Here is a 26,602-nt window from a genome sequence, read left to right as displayed (position 1 = left end):
AAGGAGCGTTCATGTTCACGGTTTATCATTCCAATCAGCTGGATTTATTGAAGACGCTGACCAGCGCGCTGATAGCCAGAGATCCGTTGGCCGATCCTTTTCAACAGGAAGTGGTACTGGTGCAGAGCCCCGGGATGGCGCAATGGCTGCAGATGCAGCTGGCGGAACAGTTCGGCATCGCCGCCAATGTCGCGTTTCCGCTGCCGGCGACCTTTATTTGGGACATGTTCACCCGGGTGCTGCCGGATATCCCGAAAGAGAGCGCCTTCAGCAAGGACGCCATGACCTGGAAGCTGATGTGGTTGCTGCCAGAGATGCTGACCCAACCGGCGTTTGCGCCGCTGCAGCACTATCTGACCGATGACGGCGACAAGCGCAAAATTCATCAGCTGGCCGGCCGGGTCGCCGACCTGTTCGACCAATATTTGGTTTATCGCCCGCAGTGGCTGGAGAGTTGGCAGCGCGGTGAGCGCATCGACGGTCTGGCGGAGGCTCAGCAATGGCAGGCGCCGCTCTGGGCGCGGTTGGTAGAGTACACGCGCGAACTGGGGCAGCCGGAATGGCACCGCGCTAATCTGTACAGCCGCTTTATCCACGCGCTGGAGCAGGCAAAAACGTGCCCGCCTGGTTTGCCGCCGCGGGTGTTTATCTGCGGCATCTCGGCGTTGCCGCCGGTCTATTTGGAGGCGCTGCAGGCGCTGGGGCGGCATATCGATATCCACCTGATGTTCACCAACCCCTGTCGTTATTACTGGGGCGACATTCAGGATTACGCTTTCCTGGCCCGCTTGCAGAGCCGTAAACGCCGTCACTACCACCAGGCTCGTGAGCAGGGGCTGTTCCGCGAGCCGGATGACGCGGCGCGCCTGTTTGACGCCGAAGGCCAGCAGCAGCTCAGCAACCCGCTGTTGGCCTCCTGGGGCAAGCTGGGGCGCGATCATCTCTATCTGCTGTCGCAGATGGAAGGGGCGCAAGAGGTCGACGCCTTTGTCGATATCCCGGCGGATACCATGCTGCACGCCGTTCAGCGCGACATGCTGGAGTTGGAAGATCATGCGGTGATCGGTATTACCGCGGAAACGCTGGAAAGCAGCGTCAGCAAACGCCCGCTTGATGAGAATGACCGCTCCCTCAGCCTGCACGCCTGCCACAGCCCACAGCGGGAAGTGGAGGTGCTGCACGATCAACTGCTGACCATGCTGGCGCAGGATCCGTCGTTGACACCGCGCGACATCATCGTGATGGTAGCGGATATCGACAGCTACACGCCTTATATTCAGGCTGTGTTCGGCAACGCCCCCGCCGAGCGCTACCTGCCGTTCGCCATTTCTGACCGTAAAGCGCGGCAGGCGCATCCGGCGCTGCAGGCGTTCATTTCACTGCTCGATTTGCCGCAAAGCCGCTTTACCTCGGAACAGGTGCTGGCGCTGCTGGAGGTGCCTGCCCTGGCTACCCGTTTCGCCATCGGCGAAGAGGGGCTGCGCCTGCTGCGTCACTGGGTTGGTGAATCCGGCGTTCGCTGGGGCCTGGACGACGATAACGTGCGCGAACTGGATCTGCCCGCCACTGGCCAGCATACCTGGCGCTTCGGCATTACGCGCATGCTGCTTGGCTACGCGATGGACAGCAATGCCGGCGATTGGCAGGGCATTTTACCTTACGACGAATCGAGCGGGTTGGCCGCCGAGTTGGCGGGGCAGTTGGCAGACCTGCTGGCGCAGCTCAGCCACTGGCGGCAAGTCTTGAGCGAAGCGCGCCCGCTCGAGGCGTGGCTGCCGTTGTGCCGGCAACTGCTGGATGCCTTCTTCGCCGCGGATAGTGACACTGAAGTCGTGCTGGCGCTGATCGAACAGCAGTGGCAGCAGGCCATCAATTTTGGCCTGGCGGCGCGCTATCCCGACGAGGTGCCGTTGACCATTCTGCGTGACGATCTGGCGGCGCGCCTCGATCAGGAACGCATCAGTCAGCGCTTCCTCGCCGGGCAAATCAACTTCTGTACGCTGATGCCGATGCGTTCCATTCCGTTCAAGGTGGTGTGCCTGCTGGGCATGAACGACGGCGTGTATCCGCGCACGCTGCCGCCGCTGGGGTTCGATCTGATGGCGCAGCAGGTCAAACGTGGCGACCGTAGCCGTCGCGATGACGACCGCTATCTGTTCCTGGAAGCGATTTTGTCCGCTCAGCAGCGGCTGTATATCAGCTTCATCGGCCGTTCCATTCAGGACAACAGCCCGCGCTATCCTTCGGTGCTGGTCACCGAGCTGCTGGAGTACCTGGAGCAAAGCTATTGTCTGCCGGGAGACGAGGAACTTAGTGCAGACGACAGCGCCCGCCTAGTGGGCGAGCACTTGCTGAAGTGGCATGCGCGCATGCCGTTCGCCGCCGAGAATTTCTTGCCGGGCTCGGAGGCGCAAAGCTATGCCGCCGAGTGGCTGCCCGCCGCCGATGGTCGCGGTGCGGCGCATCCGGCGTTCAACCAGCCGCTGCCCGCCGAAGCGCTGCAGCAAATAGCGTTGGATGAGCTGCTGCGGTTTTATCGCCATCCGATTCGTGCCTTCTTCCAGCTGCGCTTGGGCGTCAGTTTTATCCTGGAAGAGACCGAGTTGCCGGACGAAGAACCCTTCACGCTGGATAACCTCAGCCGTTACCAGTTCAACAGTCAACTGCTGAATACGCTTATCGACGGCGACGATCCCGAGCGGCTATTCCAGCGGGTGCGCGCCGCCGGTGGGTTGCCCTATGGCGCCTTCGGCGAAATTTATTGGCAAAAGCAGCAGGAAGAAATGAGCGAACTGGCCGAGCAGGTGCGTGCGGAACGGGCGCAGAGCCATAGCCTGGAGCTGGATATCGATATCGCCGGCGTGCGCCTCAGTGGCTGGCTGCACCAGGTGCAGGATGACGGCCTGTTGCGCTGGCGGCCCGCTACGCTGTCGGCGGTGGACGGCATATTGTTGTGGCTGGAGCACCTGGTGTATTGCTGTGCCGGCGGCACCGGCGAGAGCCGCATGTATGGCCGCAAGAACTCCGCCTGGCGCTTTGCCGCGCTGGCGCCAGAAGAGGCGCAGGCGCAGTTGGCGGAACTGCTGGCGGGCTATCAACGCGGTCTGTGTGAGCCGCTGCTGTTGCTGAACAAGAGCGGCTGGGCGTGGCTGAGCCAGTGCTATCTGCCGGAAACGCAGCAAATCGACTGGGAGGAAGACGCGCAAATTAAGGCCCGCGCCAAATTGCTGCAGGCCTGGCAGGGCGATCAGCGCATTCCCGGAGAAGGGGAAGATCCCTACGTGCAGCGAGTATTCCGCCAATTGGATAATGAATACTTGGCGCAAATTCTGGCCGAAACAGAGCGTTATCTGCTGCCGGTGGCGCGGCATAACCTGGGGTAACAATCCCCCGGTGGTGCTGTGCAGCGGGAGGTGGTAAAAATAACGAAGGTTATATTCAACCATTGGGGTAATTCCCGGTCTGACATAACGTACAGGCATATACCCGCCGTGTTCGGACCGCCACATTGGCGAAGAACCCGGCGAGTACCGATTTGGTTATGTGGTTTTGATGCACGTCGCCAACGTCAGGGAGTGGGCGTAGCGACGTCAGAATAGGGGTTTATTTTGGATATGCGCAGACAGTTGGCCCGTATCGCCGGGCTGGTATTATTGGCTATGTGTTGGGCACCGTTGAGTTGGGCCGCGCAAGGATGGCAACCGCTGGCGGAGAAGATCAACAAGAGCGAACACGATCCGCGTCAGTACGAGGCGATCAAGTTGGCTAACGGCATGACGGTGTTGCTGGTGTCCGATGCCCAGGCGCCGAAATCGCTGGCGGCGCTGGCATTGCCGGTCGGGTCGCTCGAAGATCCGAACAGCCAACTGGGCTTGGCGCACTATCTGGAACATATGGTGCTGATGGGCTCCAAACGCTATCCAGAGCCGGAAAACCTGTCCGAATTCCTGAAAAAGCACGGCGGCAGCCATAACGCCAGCACGGCCTCTTATCGCACCGCCTTCTATCTGGAAGTGGAGAATGACGCGCTGGAGCCGGCGGTCGATCGCATGGCCGACGCCATTGCCGAGCCGCTGCTGGATCCGGGCAATGCCGATCGTGAGCGCAACGCGGTGAACGCCGAATTGACGATGGCGCGTTCGCGCGACGGCATGCGCATGGCGCAGGTCGGCGCGGAAACCCTTAACCCGGCGCACCCGAGCGCGCGCTTCTCCGGCGGCAATCTCGATACGCTGAAAGACAAGCCGGACAGCAAGTTGCATGATGAACTGACCGGCTTCTATAAACGCTACTACTCCGCCAACCTGATGATGGGCGTTTTGTACGGTAATCAGCCGCTGCCGCAGTTGGCGGATATTGCGGCGAAAACCTTTGGCCGCGTGCCGAATCACGACGCCAGCGTGCCGCCGATCACCGTGCCGGCCGTGACGCCGGAACAGCAGGGAATCATCATTCACTATGTGCCGGCGCAGCCGCGCAAGCAGCTGAAGGTCGAGTTCCGCATCGATAACAACAGCGCCGCGTTTCGCAGCAAAACCGATACCTACATCAGCTACCTGATCGGCAACCGCAGCAAAAACACCCTGTCTGACTGGTTGCAGAAGCAGGGGCTGGCGGATGCCATCAATGCCGGCGCGGATCCGATGGTCGATCGCAACGGCGGCGTCTTCGCCATCAGCGTTTCACTGACCGACAAAGGTCTGGCCAAACGCGACGAGGTCGTCGCCGCCATTTTCAACTACCTGAAAATGCTGCGCAGCGAAGGCATCAAGCAGAGTTATTTCGACGAAATCTCGCACGTTCTGAATCTGGACTTCCGTTATCCGTCGATCACGCGCGACATGGACTACATCGAATGGCTGGTGGACACGATGCTGCGTGTGCCGGTTGAGCATGCGCTGGACGCACCCTACCTGGCCGATCGTTATGATCCCAAGGCGATCGCTGAACGTCTGGATGCCATGACGCCGCAAAATGCGCGCATCTGGTTCGTCAGCCCCGATGAGCCGCACAACAAGACGGCCTATTTCGTCAACGCGCCTTACCAGGTCGACAAAATCACGCCACAGCGCTTTACGCAGTGGCAGCAGCTGGGCAGCGGCATTTCTCTGTCGTTGCCAGCGCTCAACCCGTACATTCCGGATGATTTCACCCTGACCAAACCGTCGCACGAGTTCAAAAAGCCAGAAATGGTGGTGGATAAACCCGGCCTGCGCGTGCTGTATATGCCGAGCCGTTATTTCGCCGACGAGCCGAAGGCCGACGTCACCGTCGCTTTCCGCAACGCCAAGACCATGGACTCCGCGCGCAACCAGGTGCTGTTCTCGCTGACGGATTATCTGGCCGGTCTCGCACTGGATCAACTGAGCTATCAGGCGTCGGTCGGCGGGTTGAGTTTCTCGACGTCGCCGAACAACGGCCTGATGTTTAACGCCAACGGCTTTACCCAGCGCCTGCCGCAGTTGCTGACGGCGCTGATCGAGGGCTATTCCAGCTTCACGCCGACGGAAGATCAGCTGGCGCAGGCCAAGTCCTGGTACCTGGAGCAGTTGGACGCCGCCGAGAAGGGCAAGGCGTTTGAACTGGCCATTCAGCCGGTGCAGATGGTTTCCCGCGTGCCGTATTCCGAACGTAGCGAGCGCCGTGAAGTGCTGAAGACGCTGACGCTGAAAGACGTGCTGGCTTATCGCGACAGCCTGTTGGCGGAGGCCACGCCGGAGCTGTTGGTGGTGGGCAACATGAGCAAGCAGCAGGTCGACACGTTGGCGTCGACGCTGAAACATCGTCTGGGCTGTACCGGCATCGAATGGTGGCACGGCGAAGACGTGGTGGTGGACAAGAATCAGCTGGCCAACCTGCAACAGGTGGGCAGCAGCACCGACTCGGCGCTGGCGGCGGTCTATGTGCCGACCGGCTACGACGAAGTGACCGGCATGGCCTACAGCTCGCTGCTGGGGCAGATCATTCAGCCGTGGTTCTACAGCCAGCTGCGCACCCAGGAGCAATTGGGGTATGCGGTTTTCGCCTTCCCGATGTCGGTGGGGCGCCAGTGGGGCGTGGGCTTCCTGCTGCAGAGCAACAGCAAGCAGCCGGCCTACCTGTACCAGCGCTATCAGGATTTCTACCCGAAAACCGAGAAGCGCCTGCGCGACATGAGCGAGGCCGATTTTGAGCAGTACAAACAGGCGCTCATCAATGAGCTGAAGCAGCGGCCGCAAACCCTGAGCGAAGAAGCCAGCCGGTTCGCCAACGATTTCGATCGCGGCAATTTCGCCTTCGATACCCGTCAGAAGCTGATTGCGCAGGTGCAACAGCTGACGCCGGCCAAGCTGGCGGATTATTTCCACCAGGCGGTGATCCAACCGCAGGGGCTGGCGGTGCTGTCGCAGGTGAGCGGCAGCGGGCAAGACAAGGCGGATTACGCGGCGCCTAAGGATTGGGTTACCTATCCGAACGCGTCTGCATTGCAGCAGCTCCTGCCGCGCAAAGTGGCGACGCCATGACGGAAGTTGCCCCGCAAAGGCTGGAGCCGCTGACGTTACCGTTGTTCGGCGAACGCCTGATCGAGGCGTCGGCGGGCACCGGCAAAACCTTTACCATCGGCGCGCTGTACCTGCGTTTGCTGCTGGGGTTGGGCGGTGAAGCAGCGTTTCCCCGGCCGCTGACGGTCGAAGAAATCCTGGTGGTGACCTTTACCGAGGCCGCCACCGAGGAGCTGCGCGGGCGCATCCGCGACAATATCCACGGGCTGCGCATCGCCTGCGTGCGCGGTATCAGCGCCAACCCGCTGTTTTCGGCGCTGATGGAAGAAATTGACGATTTGACCGACGCCGCCTCGCAGCTGCTGGCGGCGGAGCGGCAGATGGACGAAGCGGCGATCTACACCATTCACGGCTTTTGCCAACGAATGTTGACGCACAACGCCTTTGAGTCCGGCATGCTGTTTGAACAAACGCTGGTGCAGGACGAGCTGCCGCTGCGGCGGCAGGCCTGTGCCGATTTCTGGCGTCGCCACTGCTATCCGTTGCCACTGGGCGTGGCGCGAGCGGTCAGCCAGGAGTGGAGCGGCCCGGAAGCGTTGCTGGCCGACCTTTCCGGTTATCTGCACGGTGAAGCGCCGGCGCTGCGTCGGCCGCCGAAGGACGAAGAAACCGTCCTGATGCGCCACGAGCAGATCGTCGCGCGCATCGACGCCATCAAGGCGCAATGGCGGGCGGCGGCGGGCGATCTGGAGGCGTTAATCGCCCAGTCCGGTGTCGATAAGCGCAGTTACAGCAGTAAACACCTGCCGAACTGGCTGAACAAGGTCGGCGAATGGAGCGGGCAGGAGACTCAGGACTACCAGCTGCCGAAGGAACTGGATAAATTTCGCCAGTCGGTGCTGCTGGAGAAGACCAAGAAAGGCGAGCCGCCGCGGCATGCGCTGTTCACGGCGATCGACGAGCTGTTTGATGAACCCTTGACGCTGCGCGACCTGATCATGGCGCGCGCGCTCAGCGAGATCCGCACTTCCATTCAGCAAGAAAAGCGCCAGCGCGCCGAGCTGGGGTTTGACGACCTGCTCAGCCGGCTGGACGGCGCCTTGCAAAGCGGTGGCGGCGAACAGCTGGCACAGGCGATCCGCCAGCGTTACCCGGTGGCGATGATCGATGAATTCCAGGATACCGATCCGCAGCAATACCGCATTTTCCAAAAACTTTACGTCGGCCGGCCCGATTGCGGCCTGCTGCTGATCGGCGATCCCAAGCAGGCGATTTACGCCTTTCGCGGTGCCGACATCTTTACCTACATGCGGGCGCGCTCAGAGGTGAGCGCCCACTATACGCTGGAGACCAACTGGCGCTCGTCGCCGTCGATGGTCGCCAGCGTTAATCACCTGTTTTCTCAGGTAGAAAAGCCTTTCCTGTTCGGCCAAATCCCCTTTATCGAGGTCAGCGCGGCGGAAAAGAACCAAGGGCTGGCGTTTGACCTGCACGGCAAGCCGCAACCGGCGATGCAGTTCTGGCTGCAGCAGGGGGAAGGCGCCGGTGTAAGTGATTACCAACAGCTGATGGCGCGCCTGTGCGCCACGCAAATTCGCGACTGGCTCAGCGCCGGGCAGCAGGGGCAGGCGTGGCTGCAGGGCGGCAAGATGCCAAGGCCGGTACAAGCCTCCGATATCACGGTGCTGGTGCGCAGCCGCAATGAGGCGGCGTTGGTGCGCGATGCGCTGAGTGCGCTTTCTATTCCTTCGGTGTATCTGTCCAACCGCGATAGCGTGTTCGACACCCCGGAGGCCAAAGACCTGCTGTGGTTGTTGCAGGCGGTGTTGGCGCCGGAGCAAGAGCGCACGCTGCGCAGCGCGATGGCCACCGGGCTGATGGGGCTGGACGCGCCGACGTTGGACGGCCTGAGCCGCGATGAGCGCGCCTGGGACTCGCTGGTTAATGAATTCGACAGTTACCGCACGCTCTGGCTGCGCCGCGGCGTGTTGCCGATGCTGAGCGAGGTGATGAAAGCGCGCCAGCTGGCGGAGAACCTGCTGGCCAGCGCCGGCGGCGAGCGTCGCTTGACCGACGTGCTGCATCTGGGGGAGCTGTTGCAAGAGGCTGCGGCGCAGCTCGACAGCGAGCATGCGCTGGTGCGCTGGCTGGCGCAGCAGATCGCCCAGCCTAATCGTCAGTCCGATAATCAGCAGTTGCGGCTGGAGAGCGACCGGCATCTGGTGCAGGTGATCACGATTCACAAGTCTAAGGGGTTGGAGTTCGATCTGGTGTGGCTGCCGTTCGTCGGCAACTTCCGCCAGCAGCAACAGGCGCTGTATCACGATCGCCACAGTTTCCAGGCGTTGCTGGATCTCGACGCCAATGAAGAGAGCCAGGCCTGGGCGGAGGAGGAGCGATTAGCGGAAGACCTGCGTCTGCTGTATGTGGCGCTGACCCGCTCGGTGTACCACTGCAGCATCGGCATCGCACCGTTGTTCCAGGGCACGCGCAAGAAACAGGGCGATACCGATCTGCACCGCAGCGCATTGGGTTATCTGGTGCAGGGCGGGCAAGCCGGTGACGCCGTGTATCTGCAGGAGCGGCTGCAGCAATTAGCGGGCGGCGGTATCGCGCTGTCGCTGGTTGAACCGCCGGATGAAGAACCCTGGCACCCCCAGGCTTCGCTAACCGAGGCGTTGGAGGCGAAAAGCTTTACCCGGCGGATCCAGGATTTTTGGCGGGTGACCAGCTATACCGGTTTGCAACAGCACGGCGCGAGCCTGATGCAGGATCTGCTGCCGCGTCTGGATGTCGACGCGGCCGGTGAGCGCGGGGAAGAAAGTGAGCCAGCGCTTACACCGCATACCTTCCCGCGCGGCGCAACGCCCGGCACCTTCCTGCACAGCCTGTTTGAAACGCTGGACTTCACCCAGCCGCTCGACGAACAGTGGCTGCTGGAACAGCTACAGCAGCAAGGGTTCGCCGAACACTGGCAACCGATTCTGCTGGCGTGGATGCAGGTGCTGCTCAATACGTCGCTCGATGACAGCGGCGTGACGCTGGCGGCGCTGACGCCGCAGCATAAGCAGGCAGAGCTGCAGTTCTATTTACCGATTAATCGGCTGTTGCAGGCGAAGGAGCTCGATTCCCTGGTGAAGCGTTACGATCCGCTTTCCGCCCGCTGTCCGGCGCTGGATTTTCACCAGGTGCAGGGCATGCTGAAAGGCTTTATCGACCTGGTGTTCTGCTGGCAGGGCAAATACTACCTGCTGGACTACAAGTCCAACTGGCTAGGAGAGGACAGCAGCGCCTATACCCGGCCGGCGATGGAGCAGGCGATGGCGGAGCATCGTTACGATCTGCAATACCAGCTGTACACGCTGGCGTTGCATCGTTATCTGCGCCATCGGTTGCCGGATTATGATTACCGACGCCATTTTGGCGGGGTGATTTATCTGTTCCTGCGCGGCGTGGATGCGGCGCACCCGGGCAATGGCATTTTCACCTGTCTCCCCGAGTTTGAGTTGGTGGAGGGGATGGATCGCTTGTTCAGCGGCGAGGCTGCGGCGGCGGAGGAAGGATCATGATCGCACTGCTGGAGCAGGCGGTGGCGCTTGGCGCGCTGCGCCCGCTGGACGTGCAGTTCGCCCGAGTGGTGGCGAACGAAGACGAGCCTGATATTTTGCTGGCCGCCGCCTGCCTGAGCGCAGAGGCGGGGGCCGGTCATGTCTGCCTGATGCTGGAGCAACTGCAGGCGGACACGCTGTTTGAAGGGCGCCAACCGGCGCTGGCGTTGGCGGTGTGGGAGGCGGTCGGGCGACCGGATAGCGCGCGTTGGCAGCAGCGTTTGGCGGCCAGTGCGGCGGTCGGGGATGGCAGCGGCGCAACGCCGCTGGTACTGCGCGGGCCGCGTTTATACCTGCAGCGCATGTGGCAAAACGAAGGTGAAGTGGCGGCGTTTATCGGCGGCGAAGGTGAATCGCTGGCGGTGCCGGAGGAGGCGTTGCGCGCCATTCTCGACCGCTTGTTCGGCACGGCGAGTGACGAACCCGACTGGCAGAAGATCGCCGCCGCGGTGGCGGCTACGCGGCGTATCGCGGTGATTTCCGGCGGGCCGGGCACCGGTAAAACCACCACCGTCGCCAAGCTGCTGGCGGCGCTGGTGCAGCTGGATGAAAGTGCGCGCTTGCGAATTCAGCTGGCGGCGCCGACCGGCAAGGCGGCGGCGCGCCTGACGGAGTCGCTTGGCAGCGCCAGCCGTCAGTTGGCGTTGACCCCGGCGCAGCAGGCGTTGTTCCCGACGGAGGCGGCGACGTTGCACCGTCTGTTGGGGGCGCAACCGAACAGTCAGCGCATGCGCTATCACCGCGGCAACCGGCTGCATTTGGATGTGCTGGTGGTGGATGAGGCCTCGATGGTCGATCTGCCGATGATGGCGCGCCTGATTGCCGCGTTGCCCGATCGGGCCCGGGTTATTTTCCTTGGCGACCGCGATCAGCTGGCTTCGGTAGAGGCCGGCGCGGTGCTGGGGGATATTTGCCGTTTTGCCGAGCAGGGATACAGCGATGCGCGTGCCGCAGAGCTGAGCCGCCTGACCGGCTGTTCGATCGAAGGGCGGCAGGCCGACGCGGAAGCGGTGGTGCGCGATAGCCTGTGTCTGCTGCGCAAGAGCTATCGCTTCGATGCCCGTTCCGGCATCGGCCAGCTGGCGTTGGCGGTCAACGCCGGCGCGGGGGATCGCGCACTGGCGGCACTAAACGGCAGTTTCGGCGATGTCGCGGGCTATGCGCTGGCGACGAGCGAAGAGTATCAGGCGCTGTTGGATGCCTGCGTGGCGGGCTACCGCGACTATCTGCGGCTGACCGCCGAAGGCGCGGACGCGGCGACGGTGCTGGCGGCTTTTGGCCGTTTCCAGGTGCTGTGCGCGCTGCGTGAAGGGCCGTTCGGCGTCGCCGGCCTGAACGAGCGCATTGAGCTCGGGCTGCAGCGTGCGGGCCTGATCGACCGCAAACCGGGCGTGCTCGGCCGCTGGTACCGGGGGCGGCCGGTGATGATCGGCCGCAACGACAGCGCACTGGGGCTGTTCAATGGGGATATCGGCATTACATTGCCGGATGAGCACGGCGATCTGCGCGTGCATTTCCAACTGCCCGACGGCAGCATCAAGTCGGTACAGCCAAGCCGTTTGCCGGCGCATGAAACCGCTTATGCCATGACGGTGCACAAATCACAGGGATCGGAGTTTGACCATACGGTTCTGGTGTTGCCGAACCATTTCCTGCCGGTGCTGACGCGTGAGCTGGTCTATACCGCGATCACTCGTGCGCGTAAGCAGCTCTCACTGTACGCTACGGAGACGGTACTGCTGCGGGCTATTCGCACGCCGACCCAGCGCCGCAGCGGATTGGCTGAACGGTTGCAGGCAACGGAATAAGCGATGAACGGGCGCGGCAACGGCCGCGCCCACTGTGATTACAGATCCGCCAGCAGAATTTTGGAGCGGCGCTGGTAGTTGTACAACGCCTGTTTCTGCATCGGCAGCACGTCGACCTCCGCCGGGGTAAAGCCACGTTCCTGGAACCAGTGAATGCTACGGGTGGTCAGCACGAACAGCTTCTTCAGCCCCATCTGGCGCGCCTGGTTTTCTACCCGCTGCAGCAGCATCTCGCCGCGCGAAGAACTGCGGTAATCGGGATGTACCGCGACACAGGCCATCTCACCGATTTTTTCCTCCAGGAACGGGTACAGCGCCGCACAGGCGATGGTCAGGTTGTCGCGTTCGATAATGGTGAACTTGTCGATCTCCATCTCCAGCTGTTCACGTGAACGGCGCACCAGAATACCCTGTTGTTCGAGCGGCCGGATCAGTTCCAGGATGCCGCCGATGTCGTTGATCGTCGCCCGGCGCACCTGCTCGGCGCTTTCCATCACGATTTGGGTGCCGATGCCGTCGCGCGAGAACAGCTCTTGCACCAGCGCGCCATCCTCCTGATAGCTGATCAAGTGGCTGCGGCGCACGCCGCTGCGGCAGCCTTTCACCGCGCCGCGCAGGAAGCGCACGGTGCCGGAATGGTAATCGCCGCCTTCCTCCAGTTCTTCAAGGCGCTTTTGCGCGTCGTTGGGGAACAGTTCGGAAAGGATATTGCCTTCTGCATCGGTCACGCCCTGTGAGGAGCAGAAACCGATCATTTTTTCCGCTTTCAGTTTGATCGCCAACTGGGTGGCCACTTCTTCCGAAGTCAGGTTGAAACTCTCGCCGGTGACTGAGACCGCGACCGGACCGATCAGCACGATGGCGTTGCTGTCGAGTTGGCGATGGATCGCTTCTTCATCGATGCGGCGAATGCGGCCGCTGTGGCAATAGTCGATGCCGTCATCAATACCCAGCGGCTGAGCGATGATGAAATTGCCGCTGACCACGTTAATGTGCGCGCCCTGCAGCGGCGTGTTGTTGAGGCTCATCGACAGCCGGGCGGTGATGTCGAGCTGCAATAAACCGGCGGCCTGCTTGACCAGTTCGAGCGTATGGGCGTCGGTCACGCGGATGTGCTTGTGGTAGATCGGCTCATGGTTATGTTGCGCCAGATTGGCGTCGATCTGCGGCCGTGCGCCGTAAACCACCACCAGGCGAATGCCCAGACTATGCAGCAGCCCGATATCGTTGACGATATTGGAGAAATTCTCGTGTTCGATGGCTTCCCCGCCGAGCATGATGACAAACGTTTTGCCGCGGTGGGCGTTGATATAGGGGACTGAGTGACGGAATCCTTGCACCAGCTCTGTACTACGTTCCTTCACGGCTAAACCTCTTTTGCATATTTATACGATATTTTTGTATTTTTATTCTTTTGTGGCGCCAATGGCAAGTGGGAAATCGTCATGAAGAGTGCGCTAAGGGTGCTAAATCGTTAATAAATTGAAAAACCATAAAAAGATTTTCTGATGACAGGGCTGGAATGATTGGTTAAAGTTTTCGGCATCCCCATTCTATTGGTGTTTTTTTCATCTGTTGTAAACAGCTATTACTGCCGGAGCCGCATGCCAAACTCTAATCACAATCTGGGCCGCCGTCGTTTATTACAGGGCGTTGCCGCCAGCTGGTTGCTGAGTGTGAGTCGCACGGGCTTCGCCGCGTCATCGCACGTGATCGCCGTGCGCGTCTGGCCATCCTCGACTTATACCCGCGTCACGCTCGAATCCAACGTCGAACTGAAATACAAGCAGTTTGCCCTGACCAATCCCGATCGCGTGGTGGTGGATATCGAAGGCGTACACCTCAACAGCGTGCTGAAAGGCATTGCCGGGCAGGTGCGCGCCGACGATCCGTATCTCAAGCAGGCGCGCGTCGGCCAGTTCGATCAGAATACCGTGCGGCTGGTGCTGGAGCTCAAGCAGAGCGTCAGCCCGCATATTTTCACGCTGGCGCCGGTGCCGGAGTATCGCAACCGTCTGGTGATGGATCTCTACCCGACCAAGGGCGGCAGCGGCGGTGAGGAGTATGATCCGCTACTGGCGTTACTGGAAGATTACAACAAGGGCGATCTGGAGCGCACGCTGCCGCCGGAAGCGCCGCAGGCCGGCAAGGCGGGGCGCGATCGGCCGATCGTCATCATGCTGGATCCTGGCCACGGCGGCGAAGATCCCGGCGCGATCGGCAAGTACAAGACGCGCGAGAAAGATATCGTGCTGCAGATTGCCCGCAAGCTAAGCGCCATGATCAAGCGCGAGCCGAACATGAAAGTGTTCATGACGCGCAACGAAGATGTGTTTATCCCGCTCAAGGTGCGTGTCGCCAAGGCGCGCAAGCAGCGCGCCGATCTGTTCGTTTCGATTCACGCTGACGCCTTTACCAGCCGCGCCGCGCGCGGTTCATCGGTGTTCGCGTTGTCCACCAAGGGCGCCACCAGCTCGGCGGCCAAGTTCCTGGCGCAGACGCAGAACGCGTCGGACCAAATCGGCGGCGTTAGCAAGAGCGGCGACCGCTATCTCGACCATACCATGTTCGATCTGATCCAGACCGCGACCATCAACGACAGCCTGAAGTTCGGCAAGGAAGTGTTGAATAGGATGGGGAAAATCAACCGGTTGCACAAGAATCGCGTCGATCAGGCCGGTTTTGCGGTGTTGAAGGCGCCGGATATCCCGTCGATCCTGGTAGAGACGGCATTTATCAGCAACATCGAAGAGGAGCGCAAGCTGCGCACCAGCCATTTCCAGCAGCAGGTGGCGGAGTCGATTCTGGCGGGGATCAAGGCTTATTTCGCCAACGGCGGCGCGCTGGCGAGCCGATAAAAGCAGGGCCGGGCGAGAGTCCGGCTATTTTTGCGGATTGCAGATACAAAAAAACACCCGGAAGGGTGCTTATCTGTTGTCATCAAGAGTTGGTTGCGGAGGCCGGATTTGAACCGACGACCTTCGGGTTATGAGCCCGACGAGCTACCAGGCTGCTCCACCCCGCGTCCGTCTTGATGCTGTATTACTACGAAGCCACCGTTCATGTTATGCCGCTGGTACGACATTCGGTTGGTTGCGGGGGCCGGATTTGAACCGACGACCTTCGGGTTATGAGCCCGACGAGCTACCAGGCTGCTCCACCCCGCGTCCGTATAATACTTTGTTATCGAAGCCAAACGCAAATACCGCCAATGCGGCATCGGTTGGTTGCGGGGGCCGGATTTGAACCGACGACCTTCGGGTTATGAGCCCGACGAGCTACCAGGCTGCTCCACCCCGCGTCCGATGGATGCGCACTATACTCTCCGTGCGTTTTGTTGCAAACCCTTTTTGCATTTTATTGGCCTAAACCCGTTTTTCTGCTGGATTTGCCCGCAATTTGCCTTCTTTTTCATCACCATCCTCCGTGCGGCTTTTTTTATTTGCAGCGATTCCTTTATCAATGAGCGTTTGTTATCGTTCAGCCGGTAGATCATATCAGTTTGAGAGTGTGCGCGATGAAAGGACGTTGGGGCAAATACCTGCTGGGCGGGTTGTTGGTGGCGGTGTTGGCGGGCTGTTCGTCCAAGCCGACCGATCGGGGTCAGCAATATAAAGACGGCCGTCTGGATCAATCGCTGGAGCTGGTCAATCAGCCCAACGCCAAAGGTTCGCCGGTCAACGCCAAGGATTATTCGGATCAGTTGATGGAGATCAAGTACGCGTCGCCTTCGCTGTTTAACCGCAACAACAGCACCTATCAGGCGGTGCAAAGCTGGATGGCGTCCGGCGCCGACACGCGCATGCTGAGCCAGTACGGCCTCAGCGCTTACCAGATGGAAGGTGTCGACAATTACGGCAACGTGCAGTTTACCGGCTACTATACGCCGGTGGTGCAGGCGCGCTATACCCAACAGGGCGAGTTCCGCTATCCGCTGTACCGCATGCCGCCGAAGGGCAGAGGCCGCTTGCCGGATCGCGCGGGCATCTATTCTGGCGCGCTTGACGATCGCTATATCATCGCTTACACCAACTCGCTGATGGACAACTTCATGATGGAAGTCCAGGGCAGTGGCTATGTCGACTACGGCAACGGCCAGCCGCTGGTGTTCTTCGGCTACGGCGGTAAGAACGGCCACGCCTATCGCAGCATCGGCAAGGTGCTGATCGATCGCGGTGAAGTGGCCAAGGCGGACATGTCGATGCAGGCGATCCGTCAGTGGGCGGATACCCACAGCGCCGCAGAGGTGCGTGAGCTGCTGGAGCAGAACCCGTCGTTCGTGTTTTTCCGTCCGGAAGCTTTTGCGCCGGTGAAGGGCGCCAGTGCGGTGCCGCTGATCGCCAAAGCCTCGGTGGCCTCCGACCGTTCGCTGATCCCGGCGGGCACTACGCTGCTGGCCGAAGTGCCGCTGCTGGACAACAAGGGTAAATTCACGGGAAAATACGAGATGCGTCTGATGGTCGCACTCGACGTGGGCGGGGCCATCAAGGGCCAGCATTTTGACATGTATCAGGGCATCGGGCCGGATGCCGGCCACTCGGCGGGATACTACAACCACTATGGCCGCGTCTGGGTGCTGAAGAACAACGGTGGCGGTCAGTTGTTCAGCGCCAATCAGTCAAACGGCGGCGGTTCGTTGCTGGCCACTCGGTAAACGCATACGACGTGAAAAGATTGACCCGCAAGGGCCGGATTTTCCGGCCCTTATCATTTGCATTACGAAGGTAATTAAAGCGTTATGAGCACAGCTTATTCGGAAGCCTATCTGCAGCGTTTCGGCGGCACGGCGCGATTGTACGGCCAGCAGGCGCTGGCGGTGTTCGCGCAGGCGCACGTCTGCGTGATCGGTATCGGCGGCGTGGGTTCCTGGGCGGCTGAGGCGCTGGCGCGCACCGGCATCGGCGCCATCACCCTGATCGACATGGATGATGTCTGCGTTACCAATACCAACCGCCAGATCCACGCGTTGCGCCAGCATGTCGGGCAATCGAAAACCGAGGTGATGGCGGAGCGTATCCTGGCGATCAACCCGGAATGCCGGGTGACCTGCATCGACGATTTCATCACCCCGGACAACGTCGCCGAGCTGCTGGACCATAACTTCAGCTACGTCATCGACGCGATCGACAGCGTGCGGCCGAAGGCGGCGTTGCTGTCATACTGCCGCCGCTTCAAGATCCCGGTGGTGACCACCGGCGGCGCCGGCGGTCAGGTCGACCCGACCAAAATCGAAGTGGCCGATCTGGCCAAAACCATCCAGGATCCGCTGGCCGCCAAGCTGCGCGAGCGGTTGAAGCACGATTTCAACGTGGTGAAAAACGGTAAGGGTAAGCTGGGCATCGACTGCGTCTTCTCCAGCGAACCGCTGGTTTACCCGCAGCCGGACGGTTCGGTGTGCGCTTCGCGCAGCACGGCGGAAGGGCCAAAAAGAATGGATTGCAGCGCGGGGTTCGGTGCGGCGACCATGGTTACCGCCACCTTCGGTTTCGTCGCCGTATCGCACGCGCTGAAAAAGATGGTGGCGAAGGCGGCGCGTCAGGCGTAACGGGCGGCGATCGCCTTGACGGCGGAGCCCAAGGCCGCCAGGCCGCTGGCGCGGGTGGCGCTCAGCTGCGCGCGCAATGCCAGACGGTCGAACAGCGCCAGCGGATCCAATGCGGCGATCTGCTGCGGCGTTTTTCCTTCCACTTCGGTCAGCAGCACCGCCAGCAGGCCGCGCACGATGCGGCCCTCGCTGTCGCCATAGAAGTGCAGCGTGCCGTCTTCCAGCAATTGGTGCCCTAACCAGACACGGTTTTCACACCCGCTCAACGCCATTTCTTCACTGCGCAAGGCCTCCGGCAGCGGCGGTAGCCGTTTTGCGAGCATGATCAGCTGGCGGTAGCGGTCTTCCCACTGTTTCAGCGCGCTGAAGGTAGCGATCAAGGCTTCGGCGGTGATCTCTCGGCCAAAAGGATGGGGGGCGAGCATAGTGTCTCCGGAAATCACGTCAGTCGGCCAGCAGATCGAGGGCGTGAGTCAACGCGCTGACCAGCGTATCGACATCCTGTTGTGTATTGTAGGGGGCGAACGACGCGCGCAGCGTGCCGCTGACGCCTAATGCCGCCATCAGCGGCTGCGCGCAGTGCTGGCCGGCGCGCAGCGCAATGCCTTGCTCCGCCAGCAGCGTGACGATGTCGCTGTGGTGTACGCCGGCGATATCGAACGCCAGCAGACTGGAACCGGAACTGCGGAAGCTGCGAAAGCCCGGCAGCTGCGCCAACTGCTGTTCCGCCCGGTCAGCCAGCTCGCGGCTGTAACGTTCCGCCGCCGCCATGTCCTGTTCGCTGAGCCAGGTGAGCGCGGCGGCCAACCCCAGCACGCCGGCGATGTTTGGCGTGCCGGCTTCGAAACAGTGCGGTGGCTTTTGTGGGGTAAAACCGTCGAACGACGCCTGGGTCAGCATCTTGCCGCCGCCTTGCCAGGGGGCCATCTGCGCCAGCAGCTCGGCTTTGCCGTACAGCGCGCCGATGCCGGTCGGGCCATACAGCTTGTGGCCGGAGAAGGCGTAAAAATCGATGTCGAGCCGCTGTACGTCGGCCGGGCCGTGAACCACGCCCTGAGCGCCGTCAATCATCACGTGCGCGCCGGCGGCATGCGCCATGGCGATTGCCGGTGCCAGATCCGGGCAGCCGCCGGTGACGTTGGACATTTGCCCCAGCGCCAAAAGGCGGGTTTTGTCGTTGAGCAGGGCGGGCAGCTGCGTCAAATCCGGCAACCGATCGGCGCCGATGGGCAGTTTCACCACCCGCGCGCCGGTTTGTTCCGCCACCATCAGCCAGGGGATCAGGTTAGCGTGGTGTTCCGCTTCGCTCACCAGGATTTCATCGCCCGGCAGCAGACGCGGGCGCAGGTAGCTCTGCGCCACCAGGTTGATCGCCTCGGTGGTGCCGCGCGTCCAGACGATGTCGTCGGCCGACGGCGCATTGATCAATTTCGCCACCTGGCCGCGTGCCTGCTCGAAGCGGGCAGTCAGATCCTGCGCCGCCCGATGCTGGCTGCGGTGCACGGTGGCGGCGTCATCGCGATAAAATTGCTGCGTGGCGTCGATGACCGCCTGCGGTTTCAACGCGGTGGCGGCGCTGTCCAGATAGATACCATCCTGCGCGAGCGCGGGAAACTGTTGGCGAAAAAGGCTGGGGTTAAAAGGCGTCATACCCTGATTGTCACTGGCTTGAGTCGATGGGTGATCCTGTCCTATTTTGCCGCCGGAGACAAGCGATCCTGCCTATTAGGACTTATCGCCTGGCAAAATTGGAAAAGTTTGTTATGCTATTAAATGTGCGCTTATTAATCGCATCTATACACATAAAAGGTATTTATCAGCATTTAAAACTAAAAAGGAGTCCTCAATGAAGAAAACAGCCGCAGTTCTCTCTGCCCTGATGCTTACGTTCACCCTGGCCGCCTGTTCCAGCAACTACGTGATGCATACCAATGACGGACGCACCATTGTCGCTGACGGCAAGCCAAAAGTGGACAACGATACCGGCATGATCAGCTATAAAGACGCTAACGGCGTCGAGCAGCAGATCAACCGCGCCGATGTGAAAGAGATGGTTGAAAGCAACCAGTAACCGTCAGGCAAAAAAAAGCACCGCAAGTTTTGCGGTGCTGCATAAAATCACTATGGACAGACAGGGTAAATGTACAGGAAGTGAAAAAACAGTAGCCTAGCTACCATGTCCGGAATCGCCGGACAATTTGCAAACACAACATCACAACCACAAGCCAAAAGTTCATCGGCGTCCTCGACACCCACTCCCTTTTCGTTCCGGCCCGGGAAGTGCCGCCACTATAGGTATTTGCTGGCGCATCCTCAACGGACAAATTATAATGGCTCGGATTAAAAAAACTAATGGCAATACGCCGTTAGCGTTTACCGATGGCTTGCCACACAAAGCCGCCCGATTTTCGGCGCCGAATCATTCGGATTAATGTTACACAAAAGTAGCTAATTTAATGTCTAAACGCTTACCTCCCCTCAATGCGCTGCGCGTGTTCGATGCGGCCGCTCGCCACCTGAGTTTCACCAAGGCGGCGGAAGAGTTGTTCGTGACCCAGGCCGCGGTGAGCCACCAGATCAAGTCGCTGGAGGACTTTCTCGGACTGAAGCTGTTTCGCCGGCGCAATCGCTCGCTGCTTCTGACCGAAGAGGGCCAAAGTTACTACCTCGATATCAAGGAGATTTTCTCTTCGATCAACGAGGCGACGCGCAAGCTGCAGGCGCGTAGCGCCAAGGGGGCATTGACCGTCAGTCTGCCGCCGAGCTTCGCCATTCAGTGGCTGGTGCCACGGCTGTCCGGCTTTAACTCAGCTTATCCGGGCATCGACGTGCGCATCCAGGCGGTGGACCGCGAAGAGGACAAGCTGGCGGACGACGTCGACGTGGCGATTTTCTACGGCCGCGGCAACTGGCCGGGACTGCGCGCCGAGCGCCTGTATGCGGAATATTTGCTGCCGGTGTGTTCGCCGAGCCTGCTGACCGGCGATCATCCGCTGAAAACCGCAGAGGATCTGGCTTATCATACGTTGCTGCATGACGTTTCACGCCGCGACTGGCTGGCCTATACGCGCCAGCTGGGGTTGCAGCACATCAACGTGCAGCAGGGGCCGATCTTCAGCCACAGCGCCATGGTGGTGCAGGCGGCAGTGCACGGTCAGGGCGTGGCGCTGGTGAACAACGTGATGGCGCAAACCGAGATTGAAGCCGGTCGCCTGGTGTGCCCGTTCAACGATGTGCTGGTCAGTAAAAACGCTTTTTATCTGGTATGTCATGACAGCCAGGCAGAACTGGGTAAAATAGCCGCCTTCCGGCAGTGGATCCTGGCGCGTGCCGCCAGCGAACAAGAGAAGTTCCGCTTCCGCTACGAACAATAAGGCCGGCCGCCGCCTTGCCGCGGCCGGTGATTTTTAATGGGATAGATCACGATGAGCAGCCGTTCCATGCTGGTTTTCGCCGCTATCAGCGGCTTTGTGTTTGTCGCGTTGGGCGCATTCGGCGCGCATGTGTTAAGCGGTACGCTCGGCGCCAATGAAATGGCCTGGATCCGTACCGGGCTGGAGTATCAGGGGTTCCACACCCTGGCCATCCTGGCGCTGGCGGTCGCGATGCAGCGCCGCGTGAGCCTGTGGTTTTACTGGAGCGGAGCGCTGTTGGCGTTCGGCACCGTGTTGTTCAGCGGCAGCCTCTATTGCCTGGCGCTGTCGCACCTGAAGGTCTGGGTATATATCACGCCGGTTGGCGGCGTGTGCTTCCTGATCGGCTGGATATTGATGTTGATTGGCGCTTTGCGTCTGAGGAAAAAGGCCGAGCGCCATGAATAAGATTGCGTTGTACTGCCGCCCAGGCTTTGAAAAAGAGTGTGCGGCAGAGATCACCGACAAAGCCGCCCAGCTGGAGATTTACGGCTTTGCACGAGTAAAAGAGCACAGCGGTTACGTGCTGTTCGAATGCTATCAGCCGGACGATGCCGATCGCCTGGCGCGGGAGATTCCGTTCCGCGAACTGATTTTCGCCCGCCAGATGATCGTGGTAGGTGAGCTGCTGCGCGATCTGCCACCGGAAGATCGGGTATCGCCGATCGTTGGCATGCTGATCGGCGTGGTTGACCGCGGCGGCGAGCTGCGGGTGGAAGTGCCGGACACCAACGAAAGCAAAGAGCTGATGAAATTCTGCCGCAAATTGACGGTGCCGCTGCGCGCCGCGATGCGCGAGCAGAAGGTGCTGATGGCGCGCGAGAACCCGACTCGCCCGGTGGTGCACGTGTTCTTCATCGCGCCGGGCTGCTGCTACGTCGGTTACTCCTACAGCAACAACAACTCGCCGTTCTACATGGGCATTCCGCGTCTGCGCTTCCCAGCCGATGCGCCGAGCCGTTCGACGCTGAAGCTGGAAGAAGCGTTCCACGTGTTCATCCCCGTCGACGAGTGGGACGAACGCCTGGCCAGCGGCATGCACGCGGTCGATCTGGGCGCCTGCCCGGGCGGCTGGACCTATCAGCTGGTGAAACGCAGCATGATGGTGCATTCGGTGGATAACGGCCCGATGGCGCCGAGCCTGATGGAAACCGGCCAGGTGACGCACCACCGCGCCGACGGCTTCAAGTTCGAGCCGAACAGCAGCAAAATCTACTGGCTGGTGTGCGACATGGTGGAGAAACCGGCGAAAGTGACCAGCCTGATGATTCAGTGGCTGGTGAAAGGTTGGTGCCGCGAAGCGATCTTTAACCTCAAGCTGCCGATGAAAAAGCGCTATGAGGAAGTGTCGCAAAACCTGATGAGCATCCGCGAAGCGCTGGGCGCTGCCGGCATCAGCGTCGAAGTGCACGCCAAACAGCTGTATCACGACCGCGAAGAGATCACCGTACACGTGCGCCGCATGTGGTCGGCGGTGCCGGGTCGCCGCGACGAGCGCGATTAATCGCGTTAAACCTGATGAAGGGCGCTGCTTGCAGCGCCCTTATTGTATCGGCAGTCGCAGCTGCTGCAGGTTGCCGTCCAGCGACAGATCGGTGCGCAGCGTGGCGACTTGTTTGCTGACGTAGGCCAGCTCGCGGTGCTGCTCCAGCTTGCCGCGCCATTTCTCCGGCACCTGCTCCAGGTGCTGATAGATCCCGTCCAGACTGCCCGACTGCTGCAACAGCAGCACGGCGGTTTTCGGCCCGATGCCGGCCACGCCGGGGATCTTGCTGCTGCCGATCCCCGCTAACCCCCAGTAGTCCGGCAGTTGCTGCGGCTGCACGCCGAATTCCTGCTGCACGAAAGGCATATCCAACCAGCGTTTCTGGAAGTAATCGCGGATCTGTACGTTCGGCGCCAGCAGCTGGCAATAGCCTTTGTCGGTGGAGACGATGGTCACCTGGTGGCCGCCGCCGGCGACCTTCGCCGCCAGCGTGGCCGCCAGATCGTCTGCCTCGTTGCCGGGTGAATGCCAGCTGGCGACGCCCAGTTCGGCGAAGGCCTCACGCAACTGCGGCATCTCCTGCTGCAGGTTTTCCGGCATCGGCGAACGCCCGGCCTTGTAGTCCGGCAGAATTTGGTGACGCCAGCTATCGCTGCGATCGTCCTCGTCGAATACCGCTACCGCGTGGGTCGGGCGGCTGTGCTGGAGAAGCTGCTGCAGCGCGTGGCGGCAGGCGTTGACGCAAGGAGAGCCCTGTACGGCGTGAATGCGGCGGATGAGGTTCAGGGCGTCGACAATCAGTAGGTGTATCATCATGGGCGGCAAGGTCAGAAAAAACAGGGCGGCCGTTACGCCGCCCAGGATTGAGGATCAGGCGACGATTTCGTAGCAGGGCACATAGGCGCTGCCCGGCAGCTTCATGCGGTGCTGGGCGACAAAGCCCTGCAGCAGGCTGTCCATCTGCTTCATCATCTGCGGTTCGCCGTGCAGCTTGTACGGGCCGAACTGTTCAATGGCGTGGATGCCGTTTTCCTTCACGTTACCGGCCACGATGCCGGAGAAGGCGCGGCGCAGCGCGGCGGCCAATTGCTCCGGCGGCTGGTTCGGATACAGATTGAGGTTCGCCATGTTCTCGTGGGTCGGCTCGAACGGCAGCTGCAGATCCGGTGCGATGCGGATCGACCAGTTGAAGCTGTAGGCGTCGCCGGTGTTGCGGCGGTTTTCCTTCACCAGCGGCATGGCTTTTTTCATCTGCCGTGCCACTTCCGCCGGATCGTCGATGATGATGGTGTAGTGACGGCGCGCGGCGTCGCCCAGCGTGTTCATGATGAACTCGTCCAGCACGCGGAAGTAATCGGCGCTCTCTTTTGGCCCGGTCAGGATCAGCGGCAGCACCTGCTCGCTGTTCTCCGGGTTCATCAGGATACCCAGCAGGTACAGCAGCTCTTCGGCGGTGCCGACGCCGCCAGGGAAGATGATGATGCCGTGCGCGATGCGCACGAAGGCTTCCAGGCGTTTTTCGATGTCCGGCATGATCACCAGCTCGTTCACCAGCGGGTTAGGCGGCTCGGCGGCGATGATCGACGGTTCGGTCATGCCGATGAAGCGGCTGTTGCGGTAACGCTGCTGCGCGTGACCGACCGCCGCGCCTTTCATCGGCGCTTCCATGGCGCCCGGCCCGCAGCCGGTGCAGATGTTCAGCTCGCGCAGGCCCAGTTGGCTGCCGACCTTGCGCGCGTACAGGTATTCGTTCTCGTTGATCGAGTGGCCGCCCCAGCACACCACCATGTTGGGATCTTCATCCAGATGCAGCGTGCGTGCATTGCGCAGGATCGAGAACACCAGGTTGGTGATGTGGGCCGAGTTTTCCAGGTTCAGATGCTGGAAACGGCCGGCGCTGGCGATTTGGCCGTGCACGAACAGGATGTCGCGCAACACGGCGAACAGGTTGGCCTGCAATGAACGGATGATGCGGCCGTCGACGAACGCCTCTTCCGGCGGGTTGACCAGCTCCAGTTTCACGCCACGCTCGCGGCGCAGCACGTTGATATCGAAGGTTTCATAGCGCGACAGCAGCTGTTTGCTGTTGTCGGTTTGGCTGCCGGAGTTCAACACGGCCAGCGAACAGTTGCGGAACAGGCGGTACAGGTCGCTGCTGGCAGTGCGTTTCAGCATGTCTACTTCCAGCTGCGACAATAAATCCATAGAGCCAAGCGGGCTGATGTGTGTAATCAAGGTAACTCCTTTGCACCCGGTGCGGGGCGGTAGTAATCCATACGCAGCAAAACAGCATCTCGTTATGGTTGGCGTGCTGCGGTGCAACGGGCGTTCTGCCCGGCTGCAGCCTCGTTTTAACCTTACCGCCGTCCCTGCGCTTTTACCAACACAAACCGCTCGTTAGCTCAGTTGTTGAGCAATGTTTCGCACTTATTGGCGCGCCAGGCGGCCGTGCTCGGGAGTGAACGCGACGTTGCTGCGCCACGGGTTGATGTCCAGCCCGCCGCGACGGGTGTAGCGAGCGTAAACCGTCAGGCTCTGCGGCCGGCAGTAGCGCATCAAATCATTGAAGATGCGCTCGACGCACTGTTCGTGGAATTCGTTGTGGTGGCGGAAGGAGACCAGGTAGCGCAGGAGCGCTTCGCGATCGATCTTGGCGCCGCGATAGCTTATCTGCACCGAGCCCCAGTCCGGTTGATGGGTGATCAGGCAGTTGGACTTCAGCAGGTGGCTGACCAATTGCTCTTCCACTACCTCTTCACCGGCGGCGTTTAACAGGTAGTCGGCGTTGAACTCATAATTGTCGATGCGGATATCCTGCTGGTCGATGCAGTCGCCGGCCAGACGGGCGATCGGCAAGCCTTCCAACTGCTCGACGCTGAACAGGGTGACGCTGACTTCGCCCTGGGCGCAGGCGGACAGATCGCGTTGCAGGGTGCTGCGCACCGTTTCCCCATCGGCGAACGGCGTTTGGTTGAAGCTGTTGAGATACAGCTTGAAGCTTTTCGATTCGATCAGGTTCAGGCTGTCGGCGTTGAGGCTGATCTCGCCGACCGCCACCTGCGGCAGCCCGTTGGCGTTCAGCCAGGAGAGTTCGTACAGCGTCCAGATGTCCGCGCCGTGGAAGGGCAGGTTGTCGGGATACAACCCCAGCGGCTCGCGGTTCATGCTGCGCGGCACCGCCTGCAGCAGCGTGGCGTCGTAGCGATCGCGGTAGGCGGTGGGTTTGCCCAGCGTCAGCCCTGACAGGGCCTGGTGGTCTTGATATGAGGACATCTGCTGTCACCTCGGTCAGAGATAGGTACAATGGCCGTCAGTTTAACGTATGCGAGAAAGAATATGGACCATGATGTATCGCACGCTCTGCGTGAATTCACTCAACGCTATGTCGAGTTGTGGCAGCAAGAGCGCGGCCACGCGCCGGCCAGCGAGGCGCTGTACGGCGTGCCGTCGCCCTGCATCGTGGAGAATCGCGAGGACGACGTGCTGTGGTTGCCGCAGCCTTTCGAACCGGCGGCGACGCTGGAAAAGGTAGAGACCGCGCTGGAGCTGCGTTTGCAGCCGGATGCGCATCGCTTCTACACGCAGCAATACGCCGGCGACATGAGCGCGCAGTTCGGCGAGCATCGCCTGAGCCTGCTGCAGGTCTGGAGCGAAGAGGATTTTATCCGCCTGCAGGAAAACCTCATCGGCCATTTAGTGACGCAAAAGCGCCTCAAATTGTCGCCGACCCTCTTCCTGGCGACCACCGAATCCGAGATGACGATGGTGTCGCTGTGCAACGTCAGCGGCAACGTGGTACTGGAGCAGTTCGGCAGCGATAAGCGCACCTTGTTGGCGGCGACGCTCGGGAATTTCCTCGATGCGCTGCGCCCGGTGTTGGACTGAATCGCGACGGATTCGCCGTCGCCCGTGTGAGAGATCTCTCACACGGGCTGTGAGATATCGCTCTTAATTTTTCCCACCTTTTTCCAGGCTATGAGATTATTGTTATCCAGATCAATTGGTTAGAATTTCTTTAGGATAACTCTTAGTCTTAATTTAGTGTGAGACACCTCCCAAACCCTTGTGATTCCGGGGAATTTAAGCGATCTTATCGTTACCGGAACGGAACCGGCGGAGCAGGAAAGCATCAGGATGATGCAGCTTCAGGAAGAAGAAAGGGATGCGCTCAGGCAGAGCGAAGGATGGCGTCAGGAGATGCCCAGGATGTTTCAGGATAGAAACCAGGGACACCTCCAGGACGGAGATTGAGAGCCGACA

The 26,602-nt window shown here is 60.8% G+C and carries 18 protein-coding genes and 3 tRNA genes; 12 read left to right on the top strand and 9 right to left on the bottom strand.

The genetic code is table 11. The features are described 5' to 3' along the window. The first annotated feature begins 11 nt into the window (after positions 1-11). The 4 genes from recC (at position 12) to recD (ending at position 11,898) form a co-directional block, all read left to right on the top strand. Positions 12-3,383, top strand: a complete 3,372-nt coding sequence (gene recC, locus BVU99_RS03915) for an exodeoxyribonuclease V subunit gamma (protein WP_099817550.1) — start codon at positions 12-14, stop codon at positions 3,381-3,383. Positions 3,384-3,614: 231 nt separating this feature from the next. Further along, positions 3,615-6,503: a pitrilysin gene (gene ptrA / locus BVU99_RS03910; protein WP_025304059.1), complete on the top strand. Its 2,889-nt coding sequence runs from the start codon at positions 3,615-3,617 to the stop codon at positions 6,501-6,503. Then, positions 6,500-10,051: an exodeoxyribonuclease V subunit beta gene (recB, locus tag BVU99_RS03905; RefSeq protein ID WP_099817549.1), complete on the top strand. Its 3,552-nt coding sequence runs from the start codon at positions 6,500-6,502 to the stop codon at positions 10,049-10,051. Before ptrA ends, recB begins: the two co-directional genes overlap by 4 nt. Further along, entirely contained in the window at positions 10,048-11,898 is a 1,851-nt protein-coding gene (gene recD / locus BVU99_RS03900; RefSeq protein ID WP_025304057.1) for an exodeoxyribonuclease V subunit alpha, read from the top strand. The genes recB and recD overlap by 4 nt, the downstream gene beginning before the upstream one ends. A gap of 38 nt (positions 11,899-11,936) precedes the next feature. Here the strand turns inward: recD and argA are convergent, their stop codons facing one another. Then, positions 11,937-13,262, bottom strand: a complete 1,326-nt coding sequence (gene argA / locus BVU99_RS03895; protein ID WP_049296158.1) for an amino-acid N-acetyltransferase — start codon at positions 13,260-13,262, stop codon at positions 11,937-11,939. Positions 13,263-13,502: 240 nt separating this feature from the next. Between argA and amiC the strand changes: the two genes are divergently transcribed. After that, positions 13,503-14,756 (top strand): N-acetylmuramoyl-L-alanine amidase AmiC, encoded by a 1,254-nt coding sequence (gene amiC, locus BVU99_RS03890; protein WP_099817548.1) that lies wholly within the window; start codon positions 13,503-13,505, stop codon positions 14,754-14,756. Positions 14,757-14,846: 90 nt separating this feature from the next. Here amiC and BVU99_RS03885 read toward each other — a convergent pair. The 3 genes from BVU99_RS03885 to BVU99_RS03875 form a co-directional block, all read right to left on the bottom strand. Beyond that, positions 14,847-14,923: transfer RNA gene (locus BVU99_RS03885), tRNA-Met, on the bottom strand. A 65-nt stretch (positions 14,924-14,988) separates the two neighbouring features. Further along, a tRNA-Met gene (locus BVU99_RS03880) sits at positions 14,989-15,065 on the bottom strand. Between the two features lie 57 nt (positions 15,066-15,122). Continuing rightward, a tRNA-Met gene (locus BVU99_RS03875) sits at positions 15,123-15,199 on the bottom strand. A 216-nt stretch (positions 15,200-15,415) separates the two neighbouring features. Here BVU99_RS03875 and mltA point away from each other — a divergent pair. Together mltA and tcdA are read left to right on the top strand one after the other, a co-directional pair. After that, entirely contained in the window at positions 15,416-16,552 is a 1,137-nt protein-coding gene (gene mltA / locus BVU99_RS03870; RefSeq protein ID WP_025304054.1) for a murein transglycosylase A, read from the top strand. Positions 16,553-16,636: 84 nt separating this feature from the next. Further along, the gene (gene tcdA, locus BVU99_RS03865; RefSeq protein WP_025304053.1) at positions 16,637-17,443 is read left to right on the top strand and encodes a tRNA cyclic N6-threonylcarbamoyladenosine(37) synthase TcdA; all 807 of its coding nucleotides are present in this window, start codon (positions 16,637-16,639) and stop codon (positions 17,441-17,443) included. On the opposite strand, the gene csdE is transcribed toward tcdA, so the two are convergent. Together csdE and csdA are read right to left on the bottom strand one after the other, a co-directional pair. Beyond that, positions 17,434-17,868: a cysteine desulfurase sulfur acceptor subunit CsdE gene (gene csdE, locus BVU99_RS03860; protein ID WP_049206161.1), complete on the bottom strand. Its 435-nt coding sequence runs from the start codon at positions 17,866-17,868 to the stop codon at positions 17,434-17,436. The two genes, tcdA and csdE, sit on opposite strands and share 10 nt — an antisense overlap. A gap of 19 nt (positions 17,869-17,887) precedes the next feature. Next, complete coding sequence (csdA, locus tag BVU99_RS03855; protein ID WP_089196215.1) at positions 17,888-19,093, bottom strand: cysteine desulfurase CsdA; 1,206 nt, start codon at positions 19,091-19,093, stop codon at positions 17,888-17,890. Between the two features lie 196 nt (positions 19,094-19,289). Between csdA and BVU99_RS03850 the strand changes: the two genes are divergently transcribed. The 4 genes from BVU99_RS03850 (at position 19,290) to rlmM (ending at position 22,360) form a co-directional block, all read left to right on the top strand. Continuing rightward, the gene (locus BVU99_RS03850) at positions 19,290-19,514 is read left to right on the top strand and encodes a YgdI/YgdR family lipoprotein (RefSeq protein ID WP_025304050.1); all 225 of its coding nucleotides are present in this window, start codon (positions 19,290-19,292) and stop codon (positions 19,512-19,514) included. A gap of 385 nt (positions 19,515-19,899) precedes the next feature. Then, complete coding sequence (locus BVU99_RS03845) at positions 19,900-20,817, top strand: transcriptional regulator GcvA (RefSeq protein ID WP_025304049.1); 918 nt, start codon at positions 19,900-19,902, stop codon at positions 20,815-20,817. Positions 20,818-20,868: 51 nt separating this feature from the next. Then, positions 20,869-21,264, top strand: a complete 396-nt coding sequence (locus tag BVU99_RS03840; protein WP_004931896.1) for a DUF423 domain-containing protein — start codon at positions 20,869-20,871, stop codon at positions 21,262-21,264. Further along, positions 21,257-22,360, top strand: a complete 1,104-nt coding sequence (gene rlmM, locus BVU99_RS03835; RefSeq protein WP_049206163.1) for a 23S rRNA (cytidine(2498)-2'-O)-methyltransferase RlmM — start codon at positions 21,257-21,259, stop codon at positions 22,358-22,360. The genes BVU99_RS03840 and rlmM overlap by 8 nt, the downstream gene beginning before the upstream one ends. Positions 22,361-22,399: 39 nt before the next feature. Here the strand turns inward: rlmM and xni are convergent, their stop codons facing one another. The 3 genes from xni to queF all read right to left on the bottom strand — a co-directional run bounded on the left by xni (position 22,400) and on the right by queF (position 25,615). Beyond that, positions 22,400-23,158 carry a flap endonuclease Xni gene (gene xni / locus BVU99_RS03830; protein WP_015378904.1) on the bottom strand — a complete coding sequence of 253 codons (759 nt, stop codon included), beginning with the start codon at positions 23,156-23,158 and terminating at the stop codon, positions 22,400-22,402. 54 nt (positions 23,159-23,212) lie between these two features. Further along, positions 23,213-24,577 (bottom strand): nucleotide 5'-monophosphate nucleosidase PpnN, encoded by a 1,365-nt coding sequence (ppnN, locus tag BVU99_RS03825; protein WP_019455737.1) that lies wholly within the window; start codon positions 24,575-24,577, stop codon positions 23,213-23,215. A 192-nt stretch (positions 24,578-24,769) separates the two neighbouring features. Further along, the gene (gene queF, locus BVU99_RS03820; protein ID WP_049206165.1) at positions 24,770-25,615 is read right to left on the bottom strand and encodes an NADPH-dependent 7-cyano-7-deazaguanine reductase QueF; all 846 of its coding nucleotides are present in this window, start codon (positions 25,613-25,615) and stop codon (positions 24,770-24,772) included. A gap of 63 nt (positions 25,616-25,678) precedes the next feature. Between queF and syd the strand changes: the two genes are divergently transcribed. Further along, positions 25,679-26,227 (top strand): SecY-interacting protein, encoded by a 549-nt coding sequence (gene syd, locus BVU99_RS03815; RefSeq protein ID WP_025304045.1) that lies wholly within the window; start codon positions 25,679-25,681, stop codon positions 26,225-26,227. The last annotated feature ends 375 nt before the right edge of the window (positions 26,228-26,602 follow it).

Origin of the sequence: Serratia sp. OLAL2, from assembly GCF_002752475.1 — a bacterium.
Lineage (GTDB): Bacteria > Pseudomonadota > Gammaproteobacteria > Enterobacterales > Enterobacteriaceae > Serratia > Serratia bockelmannii.
The sequence above is the reverse complement of the archived record's forward strand: the minus strand, read 5'-3'. Positions and strand labels throughout refer to the sequence as shown.

Coding starts and splice junctions, on each gene's coding strand:
- recC (WP_099817550.1), top strand. CDS start 12: ATGTTCACGGTTTATCATTCCAATCAGCTGGATTTATTGAAGACGCTG.
- ptrA (WP_025304059.1), top strand. CDS start 3,615: ATGCGCAGACAGTTGGCCCGTATCGCCGGGCTGGTATTATTGGCTATG.
- recB (WP_099817549.1), top strand. CDS start 6,500: ATGACGGAAGTTGCCCCGCAAAGGCTGGAGCCGCTGACGTTACCGTTG.
- recD (WP_025304057.1), top strand. CDS start 10,048: ATGATCGCACTGCTGGAGCAGGCGGTGGCGCTTGGCGCGCTGCGCCCG.
- amiC (WP_099817548.1), top strand. CDS start 13,503: ATGCCAAACTCTAATCACAATCTGGGCCGCCGTCGTTTATTACAGGGC.
- mltA (WP_025304054.1), top strand. CDS start 15,416: ATGAAAGGACGTTGGGGCAAATACCTGCTGGGCGGGTTGTTGGTGGCG.
- tcdA (WP_025304053.1), top strand. CDS start 16,637: ATGAGCACAGCTTATTCGGAAGCCTATCTGCAGCGTTTCGGCGGCACG.
- csdE (WP_049206161.1), bottom strand. CDS start 17,868: ATGCTCGCCCCCCATCCTTTTGGCCGAGAGATCACCGCCGAAGCCTTG.
- csdA (WP_089196215.1), bottom strand. CDS start 19,093: ATGACGCCTTTTAACCCCAGCCTTTTTCGCCAACAGTTTCCCGCGCTC.
- BVU99_RS03850 (WP_025304050.1), top strand. CDS start 19,290: ATGAAGAAAACAGCCGCAGTTCTCTCTGCCCTGATGCTTACGTTCACC.
- BVU99_RS03845 (WP_025304049.1), top strand. CDS start 19,900: ATGTCTAAACGCTTACCTCCCCTCAATGCGCTGCGCGTGTTCGATGCG.
- BVU99_RS03840 (WP_004931896.1), top strand. CDS start 20,869: ATGAGCAGCCGTTCCATGCTGGTTTTCGCCGCTATCAGCGGCTTTGTG.
- rlmM (WP_049206163.1), top strand. CDS start 21,257: ATGAATAAGATTGCGTTGTACTGCCGCCCAGGCTTTGAAAAAGAGTGT.
- xni (WP_015378904.1), bottom strand. CDS start 23,158: ATGATGATACACCTACTGATTGTCGACGCCCTGAACCTCATCCGCCGC.
- queF (WP_049206165.1), bottom strand. CDS start 25,615: ATGTCCTCATATCAAGACCACCAGGCCCTGTCAGGGCTGACGCTGGGC.
- syd (WP_025304045.1), top strand. CDS start 25,679: ATGGACCATGATGTATCGCACGCTCTGCGTGAATTCACTCAACGCTAT.